Source organism: Photorhabdus sp. RM71S, from assembly GCF_042879355.1.
GTDB lineage: Bacteria > Pseudomonadota > Gammaproteobacteria > Enterobacterales > Enterobacteriaceae > Photorhabdus > Photorhabdus kayaii.
Genome location: NZ_JBHFKV010000006.1, coordinates 22,056 through 44,390, shown reverse-complemented (window position 1 = coordinate 44,390; position 22,335 = coordinate 22,056). Strand labels below are relative to the sequence as shown.

Sequence of the window (22,335 nt, the reverse complement as noted above, 5' to 3'; positions counted from 1 at the left end):
AGATTATTGACCAAGTGGTTAGCGAGCTATTCGTTATCTTTCGTCAACAGCTTTTCCAGTTCATCACCACCTACATGCCGGAAATCCTGCCCTTTAACATAGTAGAAAATGAATTCACAGATGTTTTGACAACGATCACCTATTCGTTCAATAGAGCGTGCACAAAGCAGGACGGTCAGTACACTTGGGATGGTTCGAGGATCTTCCATCATATAAGTCATAAGCTGGCGGACAATGCCTTCATACTCTTTATCCACCTTTTTATCTTCGTGATAGATACGAATCGCTTCTTCCAGATCCATGCGGGCAAAAGCATCTAACACATCATGCAGCATCTGGATGGTATGACGGCCAAGGGATTCCAAACTAACCAACAGTGGTTGATGCTGATGTGAGAATTTCTCAAGTGCCGTCTGGCAAATTTTATTTGCCACATCACCAATTCTTTCTAGTTCAGCGATTGTTTTTGAAATTGACATAATCAGCCGCAGATCACTGGCCGTTGGCTGACGCTTAGCTATGATACGAACACACGCTTCATCAATAGCCACTTCCATCATATTGACCTTATGGTCATCCTCAATCACTTCACGCGCCAATGCGGCATCCTGATTATGCATCGCGGTAATGGCTTTGGAGAGTTGCTCCTCCACCAGCCCACCCATTGCCATCAATTCAGTACGGACATGTGCCAGTTCAGCGTTAAACTGACCAGAAATATGTTTGTTGAGATTCAGATTGTCCATGTTACGCCCCGTAATTAACCATAACGACCAGTAATATAATCTTCAGTTTGTTTCATTTTTGGTGTGGTAAACAATGTGTCTGTATCACTGAATTCAATTAATTCACCAAGGTACATAAACGCCGTGTGGTCTGAACAACGCGCGGCCTGTTGCATATTATGAGTCACAATCACCACGGTATATTCAGATTTCAATTCGCTGATCAACTCTTCAATTCGACCGGTAGAAATCGGGTCGAGGGCTGAACAAGGTTCATCCAACAGCAAAACTTCTGGCCGGATCGCAATGCCACGCGCAATACACAAACGTTGCTGTTGCCCGCCAGATAGACTGTATCCGCTCTGATACAGCTTATCCCGAGTTTCATTCCATAAAGCTGCTTTTGTCAAAGCCCACTGAACACGTTCATCCATTTCTGCTCTGGAGAGTTTTTCAAACAGACGGACACCAAACGCGATATTGTCGTAAATGGACATCGGAAATGGCGTTGGTTTTTGGAATACCATGCCAACTTTTGCCCGTAGCAGCGCCACATCCTGTTTATCAGTCAGGATATTATTGCCATCCAACAAAATTTCACCTTCTGTCTGCTGCTCACCATACAGTTCATACATTTTGTTGAAAGTTCGTAGTAACGTAGACTTACCGCAACCCGACGGACCGATAAAAGCGGTGACTTTGTTCTTTGCAATATTCAACGTTATGTTTTTCAGCGCATGAAATTTGCCATAGTAAAAGTTCAGATTGTGGACCTGAATTTTGCTGCTAGCGATATCATTAACTATGCTCATTTACTTCTCTCTGTTGAAAATATCAGTCAGTGCTTTTTCTTGACAAATAGCACACGCGCCACAATGTTAATCAGCAATACACACAGGGTTATCAATAATACGCCTGCCCACGCCAGTTGCTGCCATTCGGAGAATGGACTCATGGCAAATTTAAAAATGGTAACCGGTAAGTTAGCAATTGGCTGGCTCAGATCGGTACTCCAGAACTGATTGGAAAGCGAAGTGAACAGTAATGGTGCCGTCTCTCCAGCAATTCGAGCAATGGCCAGCAACACACCGGTGATAATGCCGGATACCGATGCTTTCAGCGTAATGGCTGAAATCATCTTCCACTTCGGTGTGCCTAAGGCATAGGCGGCTTCGCGCAGGCTATCAGGAACCAGTTTTAACATGTTTTCCGTGGTTCTGATCACAATCGGCACCTGTAGCAACGCCAAAGCAATCACCCCCGCCCAACCGGAAAAGTGCTGTATTTTCGTCACAACGACCATGTAAACAAATAAACCGACAACAATAGAAGGGGCTGACAGCAAAATATCATTTATAAAGCGGATCACCTCTGCCAGCCATGAACGGCGGCCATATTCCGCCAAATAGATACCTGCCATGATCCCCAGAGGCGTACCGATAACCGTCGCCCACAGAATCAGTAATCCACTGCCAACAATGGCATTTGCCAAACCACCACCTTCCGTATTCGGTGGTGGCGTCATTTCGGTGAACAACGCCAATGACATGCCGTCGAAACCTTTGGTGACGGTGGAGAACAGAATCCATACCAGCCAAAACAAACCAAACAGCATGGTCGCCATTGATAACAGCAGAGCGAAGCGATTTTTTTGACGGCGCCATGCCTGTTTACGGCTACGTACATTGGCATCAATAGGCTTTTGTCTGTCTACGGTTGCCATATCAGCGCCCCTCATTCTTCGCCAAACGCATAATCATCAATTTCGATAGCGCCAGCACAATAAAGGTGATCACAAATAGAATCAGACCAAGCTCCATCAATGATGCGGTATGCAAACCAGACTCTGCTTCCGCGAATTCATTCGCCAGCGCAGAAGTGATGCTGTTGCCGGGCATAAACAGTGAAAAACTGTCGAGTTGGTAGGTGTTACCGATGATAAAAGTCACCGCCATCGTTTCCCCCAACGCACGACCAAGGCCCAACATGACACCACCAATCACGCCATTTCGGGTGTAAGGCAACACGATGTGCCAGATAACTTCCCAAGTAGTACAGCCGATACCATAGGCGGATTCTTTCATCATCACCGGCGTCTGTTCAAAGACGTCACGCATAACCGAAGCAATATAAGGGATAATCATGATAGCGAGAATGACACCCGCCGCCAGAATACCAATGCCAAAGGCAGGGCCGAAGAACAATTCGCCCACAATTGGCATGCTGGCGAGGAGATTACCGACGGGCTGCTGGAAATAGGTGGCAAACAACGGCGCAAAAACAAACAACCCCCACATGCCATACACAATACTTGGGATGGCAGCCAGTAACTCAATGGCAATACCAAGCGGACGTTTCAGCCAGTTAGGCGCCAGTTCCGTTAGGAACAGGGCAATCCCAAAACTGACAGGCACTGCGATAATCAACGCAATCAGCGAAGTAACCAATGTACCGTAAATCGGTATCAAGGCGCCAAATCGCTCTGCCGGAACATCCCATGTTTTCTGCCAGAGGAAAGAGATGCCAAACTGTTGAATACTAGGCCAGGAGGCAATAATCAGCGAGATAATGATGCCTCCTAACAAAAATAAAGTTATCAGCGCAGCTAGCCTAACCAGTGCGCTGAAAATAATATCGCCATTTTTACTGGGTGCTTTCATTGCCGTTTTTTGTTCGGCCATAGAGCTTATTCTCATTCGTGGTTAACTCCCCCTTAAACGGGGGAGAAATTAAAACGACAAATTTAATCGATATTTAAAGCAATCGATATTTAAAACAATCACTATCAACACGACTTAATACAGGGCCTTACCATTGCTATCTTTTATCTGGGTTTTCCAAGCCGCACGAACTTGCTCAATCACCTCTTTAGGCAGAGTTGCATAATCCAGATCGTTTGCCTGCTTACTCCCTTTCTCATAAGCCCAGTCAAAGAATTTCAATACTTCTGCCCCCTTCACTGCATTTCTCTGCTGTTTATGAACCAGAACAAATGTGGTGGAAGTCATCGGCCACGCATTTTCACCTTGCTGGTTTGTCAAATCCTGAGCAAACGTTTTATGCCATTCCGCTTTCTTCGCTGCGGCACTGAAACTCTCTTCTGTCGGGCTAACAATGTTGCCATTAGCAGATACCAATTTGGTATAAGCCAGATGATTCTGTTTAGCGTAAGCATATTCAACATAACCAATGGAACCCGTCAGACGCTGAACAAATGCGGCAACCCCATCATTACCTTTACCGCCTAAACCAATGGGCCAGCTTACGGTAGAACCTACACCAACTTTTTCTTGCCACGCTTTATTCACTTTAGAGAGGTAGCTAGTAAACACAAAGGAGGTACCGGAACCGTCAGCACGACGTATCACAGCAATATCTTGCTCCGGCAGTTTGACTCCCGGATTCAATTGAGTAATTGCTGGATCATTCCACTTTTTCACTTTACCTAAATAAATATCGCCTAAAGTTTTACCATCCAATGTCAATTCACCAGATTTAATCCCCGGGATATTAACCGCCAGTACCACCCCACCGATGACGGTTGGAAACTGAAACAAACCATCAGCAACTAACCTTTCGTCGGATAAAGGGGCATCGGAAGCACCGAAATCAACGGTATTTGCCAGAATTTGTTTTACGCCACCGGAAGAACCGATGCCTTGATAATTGACTTTATTACCTGTCTCTTTTTGATAAGAATCCGCCCACTTGGCATACACCGGTGCGGGAAATGTCGCACCTGCCCCGGTTAAGCTAGTGGCAGCAAATACAGACAGAGTTATCAAAGAAAACGTCGCTGCCATTATGCCGGCTATGGTGGTACGCATCAGTTTCATAATCCCTCCTAATGGGATATTGAGAATCAACAAGGAAATATATTCGTCAAATCAAAAAAGGTGCAGGAGGGAAAATAGGTCAATTTAATTACAGCAAAATGTCTTAATTATGACATTTTTATGACAGCGTAATGGAAACTTAACCTGAGACTGACATAAAACTGTCATCTCCACACACCATTAAAATCAAATATTAGGAGATGATTATCAAGCCGTTAAAAATTATCTTCCACGACAGGAATACAGACACGGATAGATAATCCCCCTTTGAGGCTGGTGCCCATTTCAATTTTCCCGTCATGAGCATCAATAATTCGCTGAACAATCGCCAGACCTAACCCTGTTCCACTACTACTGCGTGCTCTTTCACCGCGAACGAATGGCTGAAATAACCGTGGCAAATCTTCCTGTTTGATGCCAGCGCCATTATCTTCTACCTGAAACCAAGCAAATTTATTTGTCTGACCACTACTCACTTTAATCCAGCCGTTACCATAGCGATTGGCATTAACCAACATATTAGCCAATGCCCGTTTAATAGAAATCGGATTGGCGTTAACAGTTATTGGGTTAAGAGACAGATGGTTTTCAATATCCTGCTCATAGCCATTTTCTGCGGAAATCACCTCTTTGAGAATAGAATTCAGCTCGCAGAATTCCATTGGCATTTCCTGCCCAGTACGGAGATAGTCAATGAATTGCTCAATAATGGCGTTACACTCTTCAATATCTTTATTGATAGATTCAGACAGATAAGCATCTTCCTTGCTCATCATTTCTGTTGCTAGTCGGATACGTGTCAGCGGCGTACGCAAATCATGGCTTACTCCGGCAATTAATATCGTACGGTCACTTTCCAATAACTTTATCCCGGAGGACATTTGGTTAAATGCGCGAATGGCTGCACGAACTTCCAGAGAACCCGCTTCCCGCACCGCTGGCATCATAATACCTTTACCTGTTTGCCTGGCGGCATACTCCATTTCCAGTAAAGGCCGGTTCTGAAAACGGATATAAAGCCAGATACAACCAAATATCAGTAATAGAATTGCCAGTGTATAGCGGAAAATAGGAGAGAATTGATTTTGTTCGATCTCAGTCAGAGGAACCCTGACCCAAATATCGGGGGCCAGATAAGAATTAAGCCAAAGTATAGGGCTATCTGTGTTTATCTCCAGACGAAGATCAGCCTTGCCGCCAAGGTACTCGCCCATCTTCTCACTCAGGAAATCATAACGTTTGGCCCAACGTAAACCTTGTATCTCCGCGTCAGATTCAGAATAGAGCGTAATACCCAACTCCTGATAAATCTCCCGGCGAACTACCGGCGATATCACCAGAAAAGAGCCATCCTCTAGCTTCAACTTTTCAGCCATTAGGGTACGAACTTCATACGCTAATACCTTATTGAACTGCTGCAAACTTGGCATAATAACGAAATTCACAACAACCAAGTAGCTGGTTACCAGACTGATGAACAGCATAGCCATAATCAAGAATAAAGTATGGGTAAACGTGCTGCGAGGGGAGAATCGCAATAATTTCATACACGAATTCCGTCTGGCACAAAGACATAGCCCAGACCCCAAATAGTCTGGATATAACGAGGATGTGTAGGATCTTCTTCAATCACACGGCGCAGACGTGAAACCAAGACATCAATCGATCGCTTCATCGTACTATATTCCCGGCCACGAGCTAAATTCATCAGTTTATTACGGGACAGTGGCACGCCAGGATAAGAAACCAGTACTTTCAATACGGCAAATTCTCCACTGGTTAATTGAATATGTTCATCTCCCTGAAACATTTCCCGCGTACTCAAATTGAGGCTAAACTTACCAAAATTAATAATCGCATCATCCTCAGCCGGTAGGCCCAATAACTTATTCGCCTGACGACGTAATACCGCCCGGATACGCGCTAATAGCTCACGGGGATTAAATGGCTTCGGAATATAATCATCAGCGCCAATTTCCAGCCCAACAATACGATCTACCTCTTCTCCTCTCGCCGTCACCATAATAATCGGTACCGGATTACTTTGGTTTCTCAGCCTTTGGCAAACAGAAAGCCCATCCTCTCCTGGTAACATTAAATCCAATACGATTAAGCTAACAGATTCCCGTGTCAGTAAGCGGTCCATCTGCTCCGCATTAGCAGCACTACGTACCTGAAAACCTTGTTCTGTCAGATAACGCTCTAATAACGTTCGTAAACGCATGTCATCATCCACCACAAGGATCTTGTTATCTACTTGCATTATCAAACTCCAAAAAACACTACATGCTTTGATAAATTTATCATTTTGAAAGAGATTAACCCAAAGATAGAAACCAGATATCTGTATTTTGAGACTATTCCTAATAGGACTTATTTCCACGGTTATTAATTCGAATGATTAATTTAGTGGTTTATTACTGACAATGAGAACGCAGTAATTCACTGTCAACTATCGAATTTCTACCGTTATTTTGCCACCCACCAACCCACCAATTAGCGCCCTGGTTACCGGCAAATCGATAGAAATCTATTTATTAGCTGGATTAAATTCATCAGGCAGACTAAACGAAAAATGCCCTTTGCTGCATATTATCTGCTTACCTCCGCCACGGTTTTTCCTTACTAACGAGGATCTGGATCGATAATGTTCAATTCACCAACGTTTGAACAAAAAACTACTCGACGGTCGACTTTTCGTCACCTTTTCTCACTATAGTAAGCAATTTCGCTTGTTTTTTCTTCACTTAAACCTTAACCGCCTGTTTCATCACCAGCAAGATTCACAGCATACATACTATTCAGTACACAGAACCATAAATTATATGATGAACATTATAAATATTAGAGCCAAATATCATAATGAGTAGACAGGTAAAGCAATCTTGTTACCGAAAATGCTAACTCGAAACCGTCTGTTAACCATTTATCTCTCGTTTTAACATCCATGTTCACCGCAGTGGGAGCGTATCGTATTCTCTTGCCACGCAGCCGAATCCATCAACAGTGATAAATTTATTCAACCGACAACGCCCCAAATGTCACTAATGCGTTAATCTTGCAAAACAGCCGGGATTTATTGATTAATGACTAAAAACCGAGTCTCAATTTGACATCTACCAAAATGGGCGGTTTTATACACTTATGAGGTTAACTACAGTATCTACATCAAGATAAAATGAAAACTAAACTGATAACCCGCGAAGGCTACAACAAATTAAAGGAAGAACTGGATTATCTCTGGCGTGAAGAGCGCCCAGAAGTGACTAAAAAAGTGACTTGGGCAGCAAGCCTCGGTGACCGGAGTGAAAACGCAGATTATCAATATAACAAGAAGAGGCTACGGGAGATTGATCGCAGAGTCCGATATCTAACCAAAAGCTTAGAGGAATTGCGGTGTGTTGATTATTCCCCTCAACAAGATGGACGAGTGTTCTTCGGTGCATGGGTAGAGATCGAAAATGATCAAGGTGAGATTAAACGCTTCCGTATTGTCGGGTACGACGAAATTTTTGGTCGCAAAGACTACATATCCATCGATTCTCCAATGGCCCGGGCTTTATTGAAAAAAGAAGTTGGAGATAGTGCAATCGTTCATACACCAACAGGAAAAGTGTTGTGGTACGTGAATGAAATCGAATATATAAAATATCTTTCGACATGACGTAGTTAGCTATATATCGAAGAATAACAACCGAATGAATCGCACTCCAGCGATTCATTCACTCTGCAAAGGCGCAGGAAATGAATTAATAAGCATAACAAGCAGAAAAAACCGACATTCAGAACTACAATTCGTGTATATATACGTGTAGCATACACGTATACTCAATGCCGGAGATAAATCATGACAGCAAGACAACGCAACACACAGAGCGTCACAATGACTGTAGAACGAAGCTTACTGAGCCGGGCGCGTGAAGCAGGTATTAACTTTAGTGCCACACTGACCGCCGCCTTGGATGCCGAATTACGCAATTACGAAGCGCTGAAATGGCGGGAAGATAATAGGGAAGCTTTGGAGGCGTTAAACCGTTTCCATGATGAACATGGTTGTTTTAGTGATGAACACAGGACATTTTAACAATGCAATTCACCGTTTACCGTAATACTGGGAAAAACGTTGTTTATCCCCTATTGCTGGACGTCACGAGTGACATTATCGGGCAGTTAAACCGCAGAATTGTGATCCCACTGTTGCCAGTTGAAAAATATCCTGACAGCAGTCGCCCTGTTCGAATGATCCCCGTTATCAGGCTGATAGACGACAAAGAATATGCAGTCATGACTCACGAATTGGCCAGTATATCTGTTTATGCTTTGGGTGCTGAATTTTGCGATGCATCGCAATACCGTAATCAAGTAAAGGCGGCATTCGATTTCCTCTTTGACGGTATTTAAGTCGGATAAGAGCAGACTGTTGCCAGACTGCACTTATCGACGGCAGAGATCCAATTAGCATTGAAGAGACTAGAGGAATTAGACAGAATGAATAATCAGAATCCCCACTATTTCAGAGCACTTAGTTTAATTCATGACGCAATCAAAAACGCGAGAGCAAATGATTCAACTCACATGCCATGCCGCAATGGGTAAAATCGATTATGTCAGCTGAACAGGTAAGAACTCGAATTTATTCATTAGCCCATTAAAAAATTTAAAATGGGTAGATTCACATAATTAAGTGCAACATTGTTAATCTGGAAGTAAACATGTTCGTATTCCATTAAATAAATTCTTTAGGTAATCCCTCCATTTTTAACGAAAATCAAAAGTAGATTTGTAATTAATTAGTTACCTGCTTCTGGAATAATGCGATGAAACTCAAGTTTTTCCTATTCTAGCTATCCTTTTAGTTTAATTCTGATATTCAGAAACAGCTCATAGCAAATCCGGTAACACACTTATGGTACCAACGACAACTTATCACATTTGAGTTCAATCGCGGTTGCTATAGCGTAACTCGTCAAAATAAGATTAGACGTAAACTGGAAATTATTTCTCTCAGAACGTATAAAGGGGGGTTTTATGAATATTTGAAGCTTATCCACCAGAAGAAAACGCAGCATGAATGAATCTCTGAGCCAAATTATTGCAAATGAGCTACAAGCGCGGCCACAACAGGTACTTTCTGCGATTAGCCTGCTTGATGAAGGGAATACTGTCCCTTTTATCGCACGCTATCGTAAAGAAGTTACCGGAGGTCTGGATGACACCCAACTCCGTCAACTTGAAACCCGCCTTAGTTATCTGCGCGAACTGTCGGACCGCCGCCAGACCATTCTTAAATCCATTGATGAGCAAGGCAAACTGACCCCAGAACTGGCAGAAGCCATTAATGGAACTCTCAGCAAAACAGAGCTGGAAGATCTCTATCTGCCATACAAACCGAAACGCCGTACTCGTGGACAAATCGCTATTGAAGCGGGTCTTGAACCACTAGCGGACGCCTTGTGGCAAGATCCACAGCAAGAACCAGAGCAGGTTGCCGCTACCTTTGTTGATATCGATAAAGGTGTGGCTGATACCAAAGCGGCTCTGGATGGCGCGCGTTATATCCTAATGGAACGTTTTGCCGAAGATGCCGCGCTATTGGCGAAAGTACGTGACTATCTATGGAAGAATGCCCATTTGGTCGCTAAAGTCGTTGCAGGAAAAGAGGAGGAAGGCGCTAAATTCCGCGACTATTTTGATCATCATGAACCTATCGCACAAGTCCCTTCTCACCGTGCATTAGCTATGTTCCGTGGTCGTAATGAAGGAATACTGCAACTTTCGCTAAATGCTGATCCCCAGTTTGATGAACCACCAAAAGAGAGCTATTGCGAACAGATTATTACGCAGCATCTTAATCTGCGCCTGAATAATGCACCGGCAGATAGCTGGCGTAAAGCTGTAGTGAACTGGACCTGGCGCGTTAAGGTATTGCTACATCTTGAAACTGAATTGATGAGTACCTTGCGAGAGAAAGCGGAAGATGAAGCCATCAAAGTATTCGCCCGCAACCTGCAAGATCTACTGATGGCCGCGCCAGCGGGTATGCGCGCAACAATGGGGCTCGATCCCGGTCTGCGTACCGGTGTCAAAGTAGCTGTTATCGATGCAACCGGCAAACTGATTGCCACAGACACGATCTATCCACACACCGGGCAAGTGGCTAAAGCTGCTGCAAGCGTGGCAGCATTGTGTCTCAAACATCAAGTGGAACTGGTCGCCATCGGTAACGGAACGGCTTCCCGTGAAACAGAACGTTTCTTCGCGGATGTGCAAAAGCAGTTCTCAGAGATAAAAGCCCAAAAAGTGATTGTCAGTGAGGCAGGGGCATCGGTTTATTCTGCCTCTGAGTTGGCGGCACTGGAATTTCCTGATCTGGACGTTTCACTACGTGGAGCAGTCTCTATCGCCCGTCGCTTGCAAGATCCACTGGCCGAATTGGTGAAAATCGATCCGAAATCCATCGGTGTCGGTCAGTATCAACATGATGTCAGCCAGAGTCAGCTTGCCAAAAAATTAGATGCCGTCGTTGAGGATTGCGTAAACGCCGTCGGCGTGGATCTCAATACTGCTTCTGTTCCGTTGCTAACCAGAGTTGCCGGGTTGACCCGCATGATCGCCCAAAATATCATCAACTGGCGTGATGAGAACGGCCGTTTCAATAACCGTACACAATTACTAAAAGTCAATCGCCTCGGGCCAAAGGCTTTTGAGCAATGTGCTGGATTCCTGCGGATTAATCACGGTGATAACCCGCTGGATGCATCGACCGTTCATCCAGAAGCTTATCCGGTAGTGGAAAAAATTCTGGCGGCCACTGAGCAGAAACTCCAAGAATTGATGGGTAACCCTGCTTCATTACGTGGATTGCAACCTCAGGATTTCACCACCGAGCGATTTGGTGTTCCAACCGTTACCGATATTTTGAAAGAGCTGGAAAAACCTGGCCGAGATCCACGACCAGAGTTTAAAACCGCGACTTTCGCGGAAGGCGTGGAAACCATGAATGATCTGCGTCCGGGAATGGTGCTGGAAGGTGCAGTCACTAACGTGACTAATTTTGGCGCATTTGTCGATATCGGCGTTCATCAAGATGGTTTAGTTCATATCTCTTCGCTGTCCGATCGTTTTGTAGAAGATCCCCATACCGTGGTAAAAGCGGGTGATATCGTTAAAGTAAAAGTGCTAGAAGTTGATCTGAACCGCAAGCGCATCGCTCTGACCATGCGTCTTGATGAGCAACCGGGAGAAACTCCCTCACGCCGCAATAACAGTGCACAAGCTGACCGCCATCCTGAACGCAATGACAGGAACCGTAACACTTCCCGTTCTTCTACCTCAGCCGGAAACAGTGCTATGAGTGATGCGCTAGCTGCCGCATTCGGAAAAAAACGTTAAGATTCCCATCACGGTAAGATGCACTGCTTCGGCAGTGCACGTTTCATGGTTCCTGCCAGAAAGAATCCAAACTCACAGATTCATATCAACTCTGAGTGACTAAGTGATTAAATTAACACCAAAAATGAAAATAGGATTAACATTGAAATTAATGTTGGTTATTATTCTCATTTGCAATTATTATGAATTGGATGCAAATCATACTTCATAATAATGAGTATGACTAATTTTCGATATTATACCCTACGGATTTCAAGATGCATCGCGACGGCAAGGGAGCGAATCCCCGGGAGCATAGCGAACTATGTGACCGGGGTGAGTGAGTGCAGCCAACAAAGAGGCAACTTGAAAGATAACGGGTATATCTTACTTACCACATATCCCGGAAGGTTATATGCAACTTCTTCCAGACCATAGTTACAAGATCATTGGTTTTTCTCCGAAGATCAGCCCAGCTTACCGACAGAAATTGCTGTCATTAGGTATGTTGCCCGGTTCTTCATTTCATGTTGTCCGCTTAGCGCCTTTAGGTGATCCGATACAAATTGAGACTCGCAGAGTCAGCCTGATTCTGAGAAAAAAAGACTTGGAATTTCTCACATTAGACAGCGTTCAATGCAACGCATAATTCGTTGCAAGCAACGAAACGGTTACTCTTAATTTAATCTGGCACCAAAAACATGAAAGCACTGACCATTGGCCTAATTGGCAACCCTAATGCCGGCAAAACAACATTATTTAACCAACTTACTGGCGCCCGACAACGTGTAGGCAACTGGGCTGGCGTTACAGTAGAACGAAAAGTTGGCCGTTTTACCACCGTGGAACACAAAATTGAGTTAGTTGACCTGCCGGGAACCTACTCTCTAACCACGATTTCTGAGCAAACATCACTGGATGAGCAGATAGCCTGCCACTATATCCTGAGCGGTGATGCTGACATGCTGATTAACGTCGTAGATGCTTCTAACCTTGAGCGAAATCTCTATCTGACGTTACAACTGTTGGAATTAGGTATTCCATGCATCGTTGCGCTTAATATGCTGGATATCGCTGACAGTCAGCATATCCAAATTGATATTGCTGAACTGGAACAACGCCTCGGCTGTCCAGTCATTCCAATGGTTTCAACCCGAGCAACGGGACTAAATGAGCTGAAACGGGCAATTGACCGCCATAAGCAGAATTCCGGGCAGTCACTGATTCACTACCCTGATTGCCTGTTGCAAGAAATTGAGACGTTATCTGGTGCAATGTCAGACAATTTTCATGCTCAACAACGCCGCTGGCTAGCGCTTCAGATGCTTGAAGGGGATATTTACAGCCTGGAACGTTCCGGTCTTGCTACCTCAATGCTGATTGAATCCAAAGAACGCTTGCAACAACAGCAACATGAAGAGCCCGAACTGGTGATTGCCGATGCGCGCTATCAAAGCATCAATACATTGTGCATGGCCGTGATTGATACCCAAAAAGCCATGCCAAACAAACTCACTCAGGCAATTGACAGAATTATCCTTAATCGTTGGTTAGGCGTACCTATTTTCCTGGCAGTTATGTATTTAATGTTCGTGCTGGCAATTAATATCGGTGGTGCGCTACAACCTATCTTTGACAGTGGTTCTGTCGCTATTTTCATTCATGGGGTTCAATGGCTTGGGCATACCTTAAGTTTTCCAGAATGGCTGACGGTTTTCCTCGCGCAAGGCATCGGTGGTGGTATCAACACCGTTTTGCCGCTGGTACCACAAATCGGCATGATGTATTTATTCCTCTCTTTTCTTGAGGACTCCGGTTATATGGCGCGGGCGGCGTTTGTCATGGATCGTCTGATGCAAGTTCTTGGACTACCGGGTAAATCGTTTGTCCCGTTGATCGTTGGCTTCGGTTGTAACGTCCCATCCATTATGGGGGCGAGAACGCTGGATGCGCCGCGTGAACGCTTGATCACGATTATGATGGCCCCCTTTATGTCTTGCGGTGCACGATTAGCCATCTTTGCCGTATTTGCCGCCGCATTCTTTGGCAAAAACGGGGCAACCATTGTTTTTTCCCTTTATATATTGGGCATTGTCGTCGCTATTCTGACTGGCCTGATGTTGAAATACACCATTATGCGTGGCGAAGCTTCACCGTTTGTTATGGAACTCCCGGTTTACCATATTCCACATCTAAAAACCTTGCTTCTGCAAACCTGGCAACGCCTGAAAGGTTTTGTTATCCGTGCCGGTAAAGTAATCGTTATCGCCAGTATGTTCATCGGTGCACTCAACAGCTTCTCATTCTCTGGTAAGGCGGTGGATAGCATCAACCAATCCGCTCTGGCTTCAGTCAGCAAGGTTATTACGCCTGTGTTACAGCCAATTGGCGTTCACTCTGATAACTGGCAAGCAACTGTTGGTTTGATAACTGGTGCTATGGCAAAAGAAGTGGTAGTTGGGACACTAAATACGCTGTATACCGCAGAAAACATTGCTAATGAACCGTTTAATGCAGATGAGTTCAACCTATTTGCTGAACTGAAAGATGCAGTTGGTGAAACTTGGGATAGTTTGAAAGATACCTTCACTCTGAGCGTGCTTGCCAACCCAATCGAAGCTAATAAAGGTGACGGTGAGATGGATAGCGGTTCTATGGGAACCATGAGCGCCAAATTTGGCTCCGCTATTTCAGCTTACAGTTATCTGATCTTTGTTCTGTTATATGTACCTTGTGTTTCGGTGATGGGCGCGATTGCTCGTGAAACAAGCCGTGGTTGGATGACATTCTCCATTCTGTGGGGACTGAACGTGGCTTATTCAATTTCAGCTTTGTTCTACCAGATGGTGACTTTCTCACAACATCCACAAAGCGGCCTGATTACCATTCTGACCGTCGTCATATTTAACGCGCTAGTGTTCTACTTCCTGCGTCGAGCACGCAGCCGTGTGACGATGAAGTTAATCAGCAACCCGGGAAATAGCTGCCACTGCTCCAGTGGAAACTGTCACTAGGAGTTGAAAATGATTAGCCTATTACAAGTAAGGGATGCCGTTGCTCTGAATGGACGGGCAGATGCTAAATTGCTGAGCCACCAGCTTTCTGCTTCATTATCGATGGTAGAAGCGATGCTTGAACAACTTACAGTGATGGGCAAATTGGAAAAGGTTGATGCAACTGCCTGCCTAAGCGGGGGTTGCAAACAATGCCCTGAAGCACAGAAATGTGATATGGCGGTTTATCGGATCGCTGGGGAGTGTTGAGCCATTTATAGAATGGCTAACATATATAGTTAGTTTGAGACAAACCCCATTTTTTTAAAGTGGGGTTTGTCAATATCTGTTGGTCCAAAAAGTCATAAGTCATAAGTCATAACTAAACACATACAGTCTATTGATTTACAGGCATTTGAAAAACAAATTCTCCCCCAAGCGCAGCAGCATAGCGGCTTAAAGTATCCAGATTTGGCACACTCTTACCATTTTCCATACGACTAATGTTTTGCTTCTGAGTACCAATCTTCTGAGCAACATCTTGTTGAGTAAGATGTAACGTTTTACGTGCATCTTTAAGCTGTTTCATCAATTTTTTGCGGATCTGGATATCGTTATATGCTGCCAGAGTCGCGGCGTCTTCTAAGAGAAGCGTTTTAGCTTCAGAAAACGGGATAATATCGTAATCATTATCAGACATTTTTAAGACTCCGTTTAACTTCTTTCATTCGTTTTAACAAATTCAGTTAATTACAGGATACACAATGGATAGCAGTATATTCGTCGCTCTAACGCACTTGACAAAAGTGTGTATTTACAGGGACTGCTACCGGAGACCTACAATCATTTTCTTCAGTCGTTTTACAACTCGTTTAAAAGGAGTTACATACATATTTTTCACACCAGAATAATCATCGTATTTTTCGCCAGTTGCACCAAAAGTCAACACTTCATCTGCCTGAGGCATAATTTGTGTTTTAAATAAGCGATCCCAAAATGAAAAAATAAAACCAAAATTTTTATCATGGTGTTTAACAGAACTACTATGATGTAATTGGTGATATGCAGGGCTAACAAGAATATCTCTAATAAAAGGAGGATATCTTAAGTAAACCATAGAATGTTGTAAATTCAAACCAAACATAAGAAGTAAAAACATAAATACATTTTGCCCAGCAAAAAGAATATACTCGTTCTGAGCATTGAAAAAATAAGACACTCCACCTGCATATACACCTGTAAATAAACTTGCTATCAGAATAAAAGATCCTTGATTTACAGGGTGCGACCTATAAGCAGTTAAAGGTGTAAGATTTTCAGCAATGTGATGAATTTTATGGAATTCCCACAACACCCTGATTTTATGAGATATAAAATGTTCGAAAAAAACTGCAAAGTCAAAAACAATAATTGCTCCTAAAGTCAAAACCAAGTTGAGAGCTATGCCAGGAATAACATGAAAATGAGGAATGCCAATGAATGACAGGAGATTTATAGTTCCTTCTTTAAATAATAAAGCTGACGATAAAATAAGGGAATATGTAAATCCAAACACTATCTTGTCGACAAAATAAAAAATGAAATCATCCTTTGATGATTTAGATGTTAATTTATGCGCTTTAACTACTATTTTGCTGACTTTTAATGGATTGACCGATTTATTTTTATAGGAATAAAACAAAACGGCAATCAAAAAAGCCATAAACAAATAGCCAATGAACAACCCATGACTTGGTGCAAAAAACACAGTTAATCTTTTAAAAAAAGGAATAGCAATATCCTGATATATAAAATCAAAATAACTACTGAGATTCTCCATATTTTTTCCATTTGTTTTAGTTTAAATTTGCAGAGAATCTGATTGACATTGTATGGTTTCAATCAGTCTTATAGCATCTAAAGATTTTTTTTGAAGTTCATCAAGTATATATTTGTCTTTATTTCCTTTGATGAAATCAATAAAATTATATACCATTCTGTGATGTTGTAGATCTTTAAGGAATATTTTTTTATATTCCTTATCAACCAATGGCTTTAGTCCCGATGTCATTTTTACTCTCAAAAATGGCAGCATCTTACCATAGACAAAGGAGCCGCAATATGGCATTACAAAATCTTGAATGCTAATCTCGCCCTTTTCACCAGATATTGTTACTTCCTGCCTAGCTGTAGAACCCCGATAGGATGAAGCTATACTGAAAGTTATATTAGAGCTTGTTAAACCTATAGCATTAAATTCGAGAATAGCTCCTGTCTCTTTCTTCAAAACAAATGAGTTTAATTTAGATATCTCTTTTCTTTCAATAAGCGATAAAATCATACGAATAGGGTATCAACCAAGATCGCCAAGGGCACCTTTATCCTCAAGATAAAGGTTAAATTTTATATGTGAATAATCAGTACTCGGCCAAAAAAAATTTGAGTCGATTCTGACAATTTTGCCCACATGTTTATTTATTAGTTTCGGTAATGAATTATATAACTCATTATGCACAAAGTGCGTTGCATCCATCCAAATAATATTTCTCTCTTTTGAGAGTTCAATAAATTCCGAGAGAAACACAGATGAAGGCAAAGGCTTTTCAACTAAAGTATGCTTTTTATACTCGAGACATAATCTCATATAAAACTCTTTTGTTGAACTGGGAGTTGCAATATAAACTGCATCCAGTCCCGGATCTTCGAAAAAAGCTTCAGGTACATTGTAGCCTTTTCCTTTTCTGCTACAGAACTCGCCACAAAATGATTCTGCGTTATTTTTACTTCTTGATAATACAGAATAAACTTTAACACCAATATTAGCACAACTCTTAGCTATGACTTTTGCCATTAATCCTGTGCCAATAATTCCTAAATTAATCATAAAAGCACCTATAATCTAAATGTTCTGTTACTTCGACTTCAAAGGTTAAATTTTTAGGAACAATAATTTCATCACCAGATTGTACTAATGTCCTCTTTCCCTCAATGATAAAATAGGCTTCTCCACTATAAATCCTAAAATGCTCAGTAGTTTCCGCAAGCCAGCGATATTTACCTTTTACCATAAAACCAAAGGTCACCAGATTATCATATTCATCTTGAAAATTTCGGATCACAGATCTCCCGTCAAAAAAATATATGTCTCTATAAATTTATATCGGCCATTACACATAGTAAGTACTTAGCTCCTTTATATAATCATCGTCGATACTTAGTTTTTCTTTAAAAGGTGATGTGATAACTTCAGGTACAGGATCGTAACCAAGATGTAACCTTTTATCGAATCTTAATGATAAATCCCGTGTATAACACAAAATAAGTTGTAATCTATTTTTATATGGACAAGGCTCTCTCCAGTGTTCAAATTTCTTCCCGTCTAAAATCAGAAGGTCACCAGATTTCATATTTACCGGTTTGTTTTCTACGTATAAACTCCAATCAGCTTCCTCTTTAGTATGTATGCCAATCGAGATAATGTAATCTACAGAGTTTCTATCCTTATGCTTTGGAAGTGCATATTCCTTTTTATAATTCCATAAAAAAGAATAACTCGGATATACTTTTTCATTTACAATGTCTGATACTAAAATTGCATATTTCGCGAAAAGTTTAGAGTGTCTGGCTTCATCATTAACAGCTTGGGCTAGTCCTATTTTCAACGAAAAATCACCACATTGAAGCAGTAACTCCACAGCATTTTGCATTCCCAAAATTTCAACATGAACAGATAAACTCGCAACGACTATAGCTATCTCGTATAAGCTTTCAGGGATCAAATCTCTCCCGGCCAAGTTCCAATTCAGATTGCTATCCCATGTTTGCTTAGTTTTTCCTTTCAAGTACAAGTCATAGTGTTTTGCATTGATAAAATCAATATTACTAAGCTTATTTTGGTTGTACATATTTATTCCTCTCCTCAGTTAATTTATGCTTTTTAAATAAAAAATACAGAAATATCACAGCAAGCAAGATGCTTGTTAATCTAAAAGTGAATTCGATAGAAATGAGTTTTGCAATATACCCACCAATAATTGGCATCAAAATTGCCACTACAGATGAAATCTTCTGTATATCTCCTGTAGCTTTTCCTACGTGCTCAAAACCAATAATATTTCTTACACCGTATCTAATTGCGAAAAACGTCACACCAGAGGCGATACCAACGAGAAAAACCAATAAATAATATGTAGCATAGTGATATGTTTTTGCGTCTAAAAAACCAAATCCCCAAAAAGCCACAAAATTAGCCATAACGGAAAATAATAAGACATTCTTGGCTGACAACCTTTTAAGTAACCAGCCAGAAACTCGCGTTCCGACTATGCCACCGACCCCGAGAAGTGAAATTATGTAGCCTATACTACTTTGATTTTGCCCAATCTTCTCGAAGAAGATACCGAGCATATCATTGCTAAGAAAAAAGGCTAAGTTTGACAAAGTATAGGCCGAAACAAGTAAATATAAATCCGGTTTATTTCGCAATTGCTGTACGAATGAGAAACGTTCTACAGCAGTAACATTTATACTTTTATTTACATCAAGCCGAGAAGTATTATCAAAGTACGATGTCAACATGCCGACCAGATTAAATGCCATTGATAATAACAGGACAAACCATAACCCATAGTTTGTGTTTAGATATACAACAAGCAATGGAATGATTATTCTGCTAAAGTTGGTAATATATCCATAAATCTCATAAAATCTTTGAGATTCATTATTATCTACATTCAATTTTGTGTTTGATATTCCAAGCCCACACCGACAGGTTGTCTTGATTAATGTAATAACATAAAGAAATATAATTGGATCAGCTACAGATAGAAAAGGCATGGTAATGCCATTAATAAAGAACAACAATGTCCTCCAATTTAATACATTTCCTTTGTCAAACAGCTTGCCGAATAATCCACTTGCCACCAGAAATGGAGCAGCGAAGCAAGCACCCAATATCCCCATTTCGGATGGAGTAGCATGCAGGCTATATATAGCTATGATGCTTAAAATAGCGTAATCAAGATAAGTATCAAGTTCGTGGACACCTATACTAATGTACTTTTTCATCAGTTATCACCCAAGTGAGGATAGGTATAAATAAATTTTTACACCTATCCTTGGTTTTTAAAGTTTTATATTAGCTAGCTAGAGGTTGATAGTCCATGATGTCTCATTTTTAAACTTTAGGTTGATATATTGCCTTTAAAAATCATTCAAATACATACCACATAAAAGATTGAATAATATTTTCTCGTATTAATCTCATTGCCCACTTTGCTTTTATTTAATATATCTATTTAGTAGTACCATTAAATTACTGTCCGATTTATTTTAGATCAATCATTCCATTTTACAATAATTTGGTTCAGTAATATCTATATATACGATCTTTTAGCACTAAAAATAAGATTCTGCATTAGTGAAACCAACACTTTATTTTATGGAATTATTCACTTTAAAATATGTTTTCTGAAATAAATAATATTTACATCGAACTTTCTGGCCCGTACCAATCCCCCCTGCTTGGTAGCCGACCTAAGTATGCAAAAGGAAGTGCTGCAAAACGTTATCAGAAAAAACTCTAAAGTCCCTGTAATAAAAGAGGGAGTTAAATGCCTGAGGCATGATCAGAATATTTAAAAAAATTCAGTTCGTGGAAATACTTAAGCATGATTTGATCAGTTAAAAAATATTTCTCAAATGAAACATTCGAGATATCGTAGTCCGATAAGCTTTTTGCTGGAGGTAGTAGCCAAATTAATTGCTTACACCTTCCAGCCCAAAAAACGAGTCTGAATCCACGTGCCTCTGAGCTAACTGCCCTTTAAACAGATCTATAAGGTTAGTCAGAATACTTCATGTTCTATACCATAAACAGCGGCTTCCAAAGCTAGCCGTTTCTTAATTCTCTACTAACAAACTCAGTCAACAACCCAACAAACTCATCAGGATGAGAAATAAAAGGCGCATGAGCGGCATGACGCATCATAGCTGAAACTGAACTCGGCCATTTTTCATCAAGAATATTGAGGATTTTTCTTGGCACCAACCCATCCAGATAACCGTAAATCCGCAGGAATGGGATGGCAAGATCAGCCAAAGGCTCCCTTAAATCTTCGGTACGCAAAATTTCCAAGCCAACATGCAGCACTTCAACAGAAGGCATCGGCTGCGCCAGCACAACAGATTTCAGTAATCGCGCATCCTGACGGGCGCTATCTGTGCCCAACGTCTGTAAAGCCAGGAAACGCTCAACTGTGCGCTGGAAATCTTCACTCAACTGATGTTCGAAATCGCGCAAAACCTCCGGCTTAATCCCCGACCAGTCACTTTCTGCGCTAAAATGCGGTGAAGAAGCCACAGTAATTAATCCGGCAACCTTATCCTGATGGTCAAGGGCAATCCGGCTGGCAACTAATCCTCCCAACGACCAACCTAGCCATAGCGCATTTTCAGGCGCATATCGCCAAACTTCATCCGCCATGTCAGCAAGATTCATCGGGCCATATTTCTGGCTACGGCCATAACCCGGTAAATCCACCAGATGCAAACGAAAATGCGGAGCGCATCGCATTTCAATGGAACGCCAAACTTCCGCATTCAGCCCCCATCCGTGCAGCAACACAAGATCACGCGAATCTCCCGCAGAAGTCTGCCAAAATAGATCAGCCATTGTTATTCTCAACTTTATTTGCCATCAAGGAAGAAACCTATGCTAACAATGGTTGGGTACTGTTGGCTATGCCGTCAGCCTCTTTGGTTTCCACATCATGGAGTATGCAGTTTTTGCAACAAGCGGCTGAAACGTTTGACAAACATGTGCCCGTGCTGCGCTCTACCCTCAGAACTCTCTTCACTGCCTTGTGGACGCTGCCTCAAAAAACCGCCTCTATGGGAAAATATGATAGCGATTACCGACTACTGCCCACCACTGAGTGGCCTGATTCGTCGCTATAAATATCACGGTACCCCACAACTTGCGTCAGTTCTGGCGCGTCTGTTTCTGCTGCACTGGCAACAGGGCTATCGTGATGGACGATGGTATAAACCCAACATTCTGCTCAGTGTGCCACTGCATCGACGCCGGCGCTGGAAACGGGGATTTGATCAAAGTGTATTAATGGCAAAGCAGTTATCAGAATGGCTACAATGCGATTACCAGCAAAGCTTTCTACAGCGGACGCATGCTACACTACCGCAAAGAAATTTATCGGCAGCACGGCGTAAAATTAATCTCAGGAAAGCATTTCAGCTTTGTGGCTCCGTCGCGGGACAACATGTCGCCATACTTGATGATGTGATTACCACCGGTGCGACCATGACTGAAATTTCCCGTTTGTTAATTCGTGCTGGTGCCCATTCAGTGCAGGTCTGGGCGATTTGTCGAACCTTGTAGTCAATACGAGAATGGGCGTATTATAACCAACTATA

At 42.1% G+C, this 22,335-nt stretch carries 23 protein-coding genes; 8 read left to right on the top strand and 15 right to left on the bottom strand.

What is annotated here, in order from left to right; all coding sequences use genetic code 11:
- Positions 1-26: 26 nt before the first annotated feature.
- The 7 genes from phoU to ompR form a co-directional block, all read right to left on the bottom strand.
- Positions 27-746: a phosphate signaling complex protein PhoU gene (phoU, locus tag ACGF5R_RS05260; RefSeq protein WP_011144618.1), complete on the bottom strand. Its 720-nt coding sequence runs from the start codon at positions 744-746 to the stop codon at positions 27-29.
- 14 nt (positions 747-760) lie between these two features.
- Positions 761-1,537 carry a phosphate ABC transporter ATP-binding protein PstB gene (gene pstB / locus ACGF5R_RS05255; protein ID WP_112879600.1) on the bottom strand — a complete coding sequence of 259 codons (777 nt, stop codon included), beginning with the start codon at positions 1,535-1,537 and terminating at the stop codon, positions 761-763.
- Positions 1,538-1,563: 26 nt separating this feature from the next.
- Positions 1,564-2,448, bottom strand: a complete 885-nt coding sequence (pstA, locus tag ACGF5R_RS05250) for a phosphate ABC transporter permease PstA (RefSeq protein WP_112879601.1) — start codon at positions 2,446-2,448, stop codon at positions 1,564-1,566.
- 1 nt (position 2,449) lies between these two features.
- Entirely contained in the window at positions 2,450-3,406 is a 957-nt protein-coding gene (gene pstC / locus ACGF5R_RS05245) for a phosphate ABC transporter permease PstC (protein ID WP_387689999.1), read from the bottom strand.
- A 114-nt stretch (positions 3,407-3,520) separates the two neighbouring features.
- Positions 3,521-4,561 carry a phosphate ABC transporter substrate-binding protein PstS gene (gene pstS, locus ACGF5R_RS05240; RefSeq protein WP_112879603.1) on the bottom strand — a complete coding sequence of 347 codons (1,041 nt, stop codon included), beginning with the start codon at positions 4,559-4,561 and terminating at the stop codon, positions 3,521-3,523.
- 215 nt (positions 4,562-4,776) lie between these two features.
- Complete coding sequence (gene envZ / locus ACGF5R_RS05235) at positions 4,777-6,108, bottom strand: two-component system sensor histidine kinase EnvZ (RefSeq protein ID WP_112879604.1); 1,332 nt, start codon at positions 6,106-6,108, stop codon at positions 4,777-4,779.
- Positions 6,105-6,824: a two-component system response regulator OmpR gene (gene ompR / locus ACGF5R_RS05230; protein WP_011144612.1), complete on the bottom strand. Its 720-nt coding sequence runs from the start codon at positions 6,822-6,824 to the stop codon at positions 6,105-6,107. The genes envZ and ompR overlap by 4 nt, the downstream gene beginning before the upstream one ends.
- 915 nt (positions 6,825-7,739) lie before the next feature.
- On the opposite strand from ompR, the gene greB reads away from it, so the two are divergent.
- The 7 genes from greB to ACGF5R_RS05195 all read left to right on the top strand — a co-directional run bounded on the left by greB (position 7,740) and on the right by ACGF5R_RS05195 (position 15,195).
- Positions 7,740-8,225 carry a transcription elongation factor GreB gene (gene greB / locus ACGF5R_RS05225; protein ID WP_262980926.1) on the top strand — a complete coding sequence of 162 codons (486 nt, stop codon included), beginning with the start codon at positions 7,740-7,742 and terminating at the stop codon, positions 8,223-8,225.
- Between the two features lie 183 nt (positions 8,226-8,408).
- Complete coding sequence (locus tag ACGF5R_RS05220; protein ID WP_088374722.1) at positions 8,409-8,645, top strand: type II toxin-antitoxin system CcdA family antitoxin; 237 nt, start codon at positions 8,409-8,411, stop codon at positions 8,643-8,645.
- 2 nt (positions 8,646-8,647) lie between these two features.
- Positions 8,648-8,962, top strand: coding sequence for a CcdB family protein (locus ACGF5R_RS05215; protein WP_262980925.1), 315 nt, complete (start codon positions 8,648-8,650; stop codon positions 8,960-8,962).
- Between the two features lie 666 nt (positions 8,963-9,628).
- Complete coding sequence (locus tag ACGF5R_RS05210) at positions 9,629-11,953, top strand: Tex family protein (protein WP_387689997.1); 2,325 nt, start codon at positions 9,629-9,631, stop codon at positions 11,951-11,953.
- 394 nt (positions 11,954-12,347) lie between these two features.
- Positions 12,348-12,581 (top strand): ferrous iron transporter A, encoded by a 234-nt coding sequence (gene feoA / locus ACGF5R_RS05205; RefSeq protein ID WP_112879608.1) that lies wholly within the window; start codon positions 12,348-12,350, stop codon positions 12,579-12,581.
- 52 nt (positions 12,582-12,633) lie between these two features.
- On the top strand, positions 12,634-14,946 hold the full coding sequence (feoB, locus tag ACGF5R_RS05200; protein WP_112879609.1) for a Fe(2+) transporter permease subunit FeoB: 2,313 nt from the start codon (positions 12,634-12,636) through the stop codon (positions 14,944-14,946).
- Between the two features lie 9 nt (positions 14,947-14,955).
- Positions 14,956-15,195 (top strand): FeoC-like transcriptional regulator, encoded by a 240-nt coding sequence (locus ACGF5R_RS05195; protein ID WP_112879610.1) that lies wholly within the window; start codon positions 14,956-14,958, stop codon positions 15,193-15,195.
- A 127-nt stretch (positions 15,196-15,322) separates the two neighbouring features.
- Here ACGF5R_RS05195 and ACGF5R_RS05190 read toward each other — a convergent pair whose 3' ends face one another.
- From ACGF5R_RS05190 to bioH, 8 genes are all read right to left on the bottom strand, one after another.
- Entirely contained in the window at positions 15,323-15,625 is a 303-nt protein-coding gene (locus tag ACGF5R_RS05190; RefSeq protein WP_387689995.1) for a helix-turn-helix domain-containing protein, read from the bottom strand.
- A gap of 126 nt (positions 15,626-15,751) precedes the next feature.
- On the bottom strand, positions 15,752-16,744 hold the full coding sequence (locus tag ACGF5R_RS05185) for a sterol desaturase family protein (protein ID WP_387689993.1): 993 nt from the start codon (positions 16,742-16,744) through the stop codon (positions 15,752-15,754).
- 21 nt (positions 16,745-16,765) lie between these two features.
- Positions 16,766-17,245 (bottom strand): hypothetical protein, encoded by a 480-nt coding sequence (locus ACGF5R_RS05180; RefSeq protein WP_112878433.1) that lies wholly within the window; start codon positions 17,243-17,245, stop codon positions 16,766-16,768.
- Between the two features lie 12 nt (positions 17,246-17,257).
- The gene (locus ACGF5R_RS05175; RefSeq protein WP_387689991.1) at positions 17,258-17,788 is read right to left on the bottom strand and encodes a Gfo/Idh/MocA family protein; all 531 of its coding nucleotides are present in this window, start codon (positions 17,786-17,788) and stop codon (positions 17,258-17,260) included.
- Positions 17,781-18,023, bottom strand: a complete 243-nt coding sequence (locus ACGF5R_RS05170) for a pyrimidine/purine nucleoside phosphorylase (RefSeq protein ID WP_158537785.1) — start codon at positions 18,021-18,023, stop codon at positions 17,781-17,783. Before ACGF5R_RS05170 ends, ACGF5R_RS05175 begins: the two co-directional genes overlap by 8 nt.
- Positions 18,024-18,071: 48 nt before the next feature.
- On the bottom strand, positions 18,072-18,809 hold the full coding sequence (locus ACGF5R_RS05165) for a hypothetical protein (RefSeq protein ID WP_387689989.1): 738 nt from the start codon (positions 18,807-18,809) through the stop codon (positions 18,072-18,074).
- The gene (locus ACGF5R_RS05160; RefSeq protein ID WP_387689987.1) at positions 18,793-19,971 is read right to left on the bottom strand and encodes an MFS transporter; all 1,179 of its coding nucleotides are present in this window, start codon (positions 19,969-19,971) and stop codon (positions 18,793-18,795) included. Before ACGF5R_RS05160 ends, ACGF5R_RS05165 begins: the two co-directional genes overlap by 17 nt.
- Before the next feature lie 823 nt (positions 19,972-20,794).
- Complete coding sequence (bioH, locus tag ACGF5R_RS05155) at positions 20,795-21,577, bottom strand: pimeloyl-ACP methyl ester esterase BioH (RefSeq protein ID WP_387689985.1); 783 nt, start codon at positions 21,575-21,577, stop codon at positions 20,795-20,797.
- Positions 21,578-21,616: 39 nt separating this feature from the next.
- Between bioH and gntX the strand changes: the two genes are divergently transcribed.
- Positions 21,617-22,300, top strand: a complete 684-nt coding sequence (gene gntX / locus ACGF5R_RS05150; RefSeq protein WP_112878441.1) for a DNA utilization protein GntX — start codon at positions 21,617-21,619, stop codon at positions 22,298-22,300.
- Positions 22,301-22,335 lie beyond the last annotated feature (35 nt).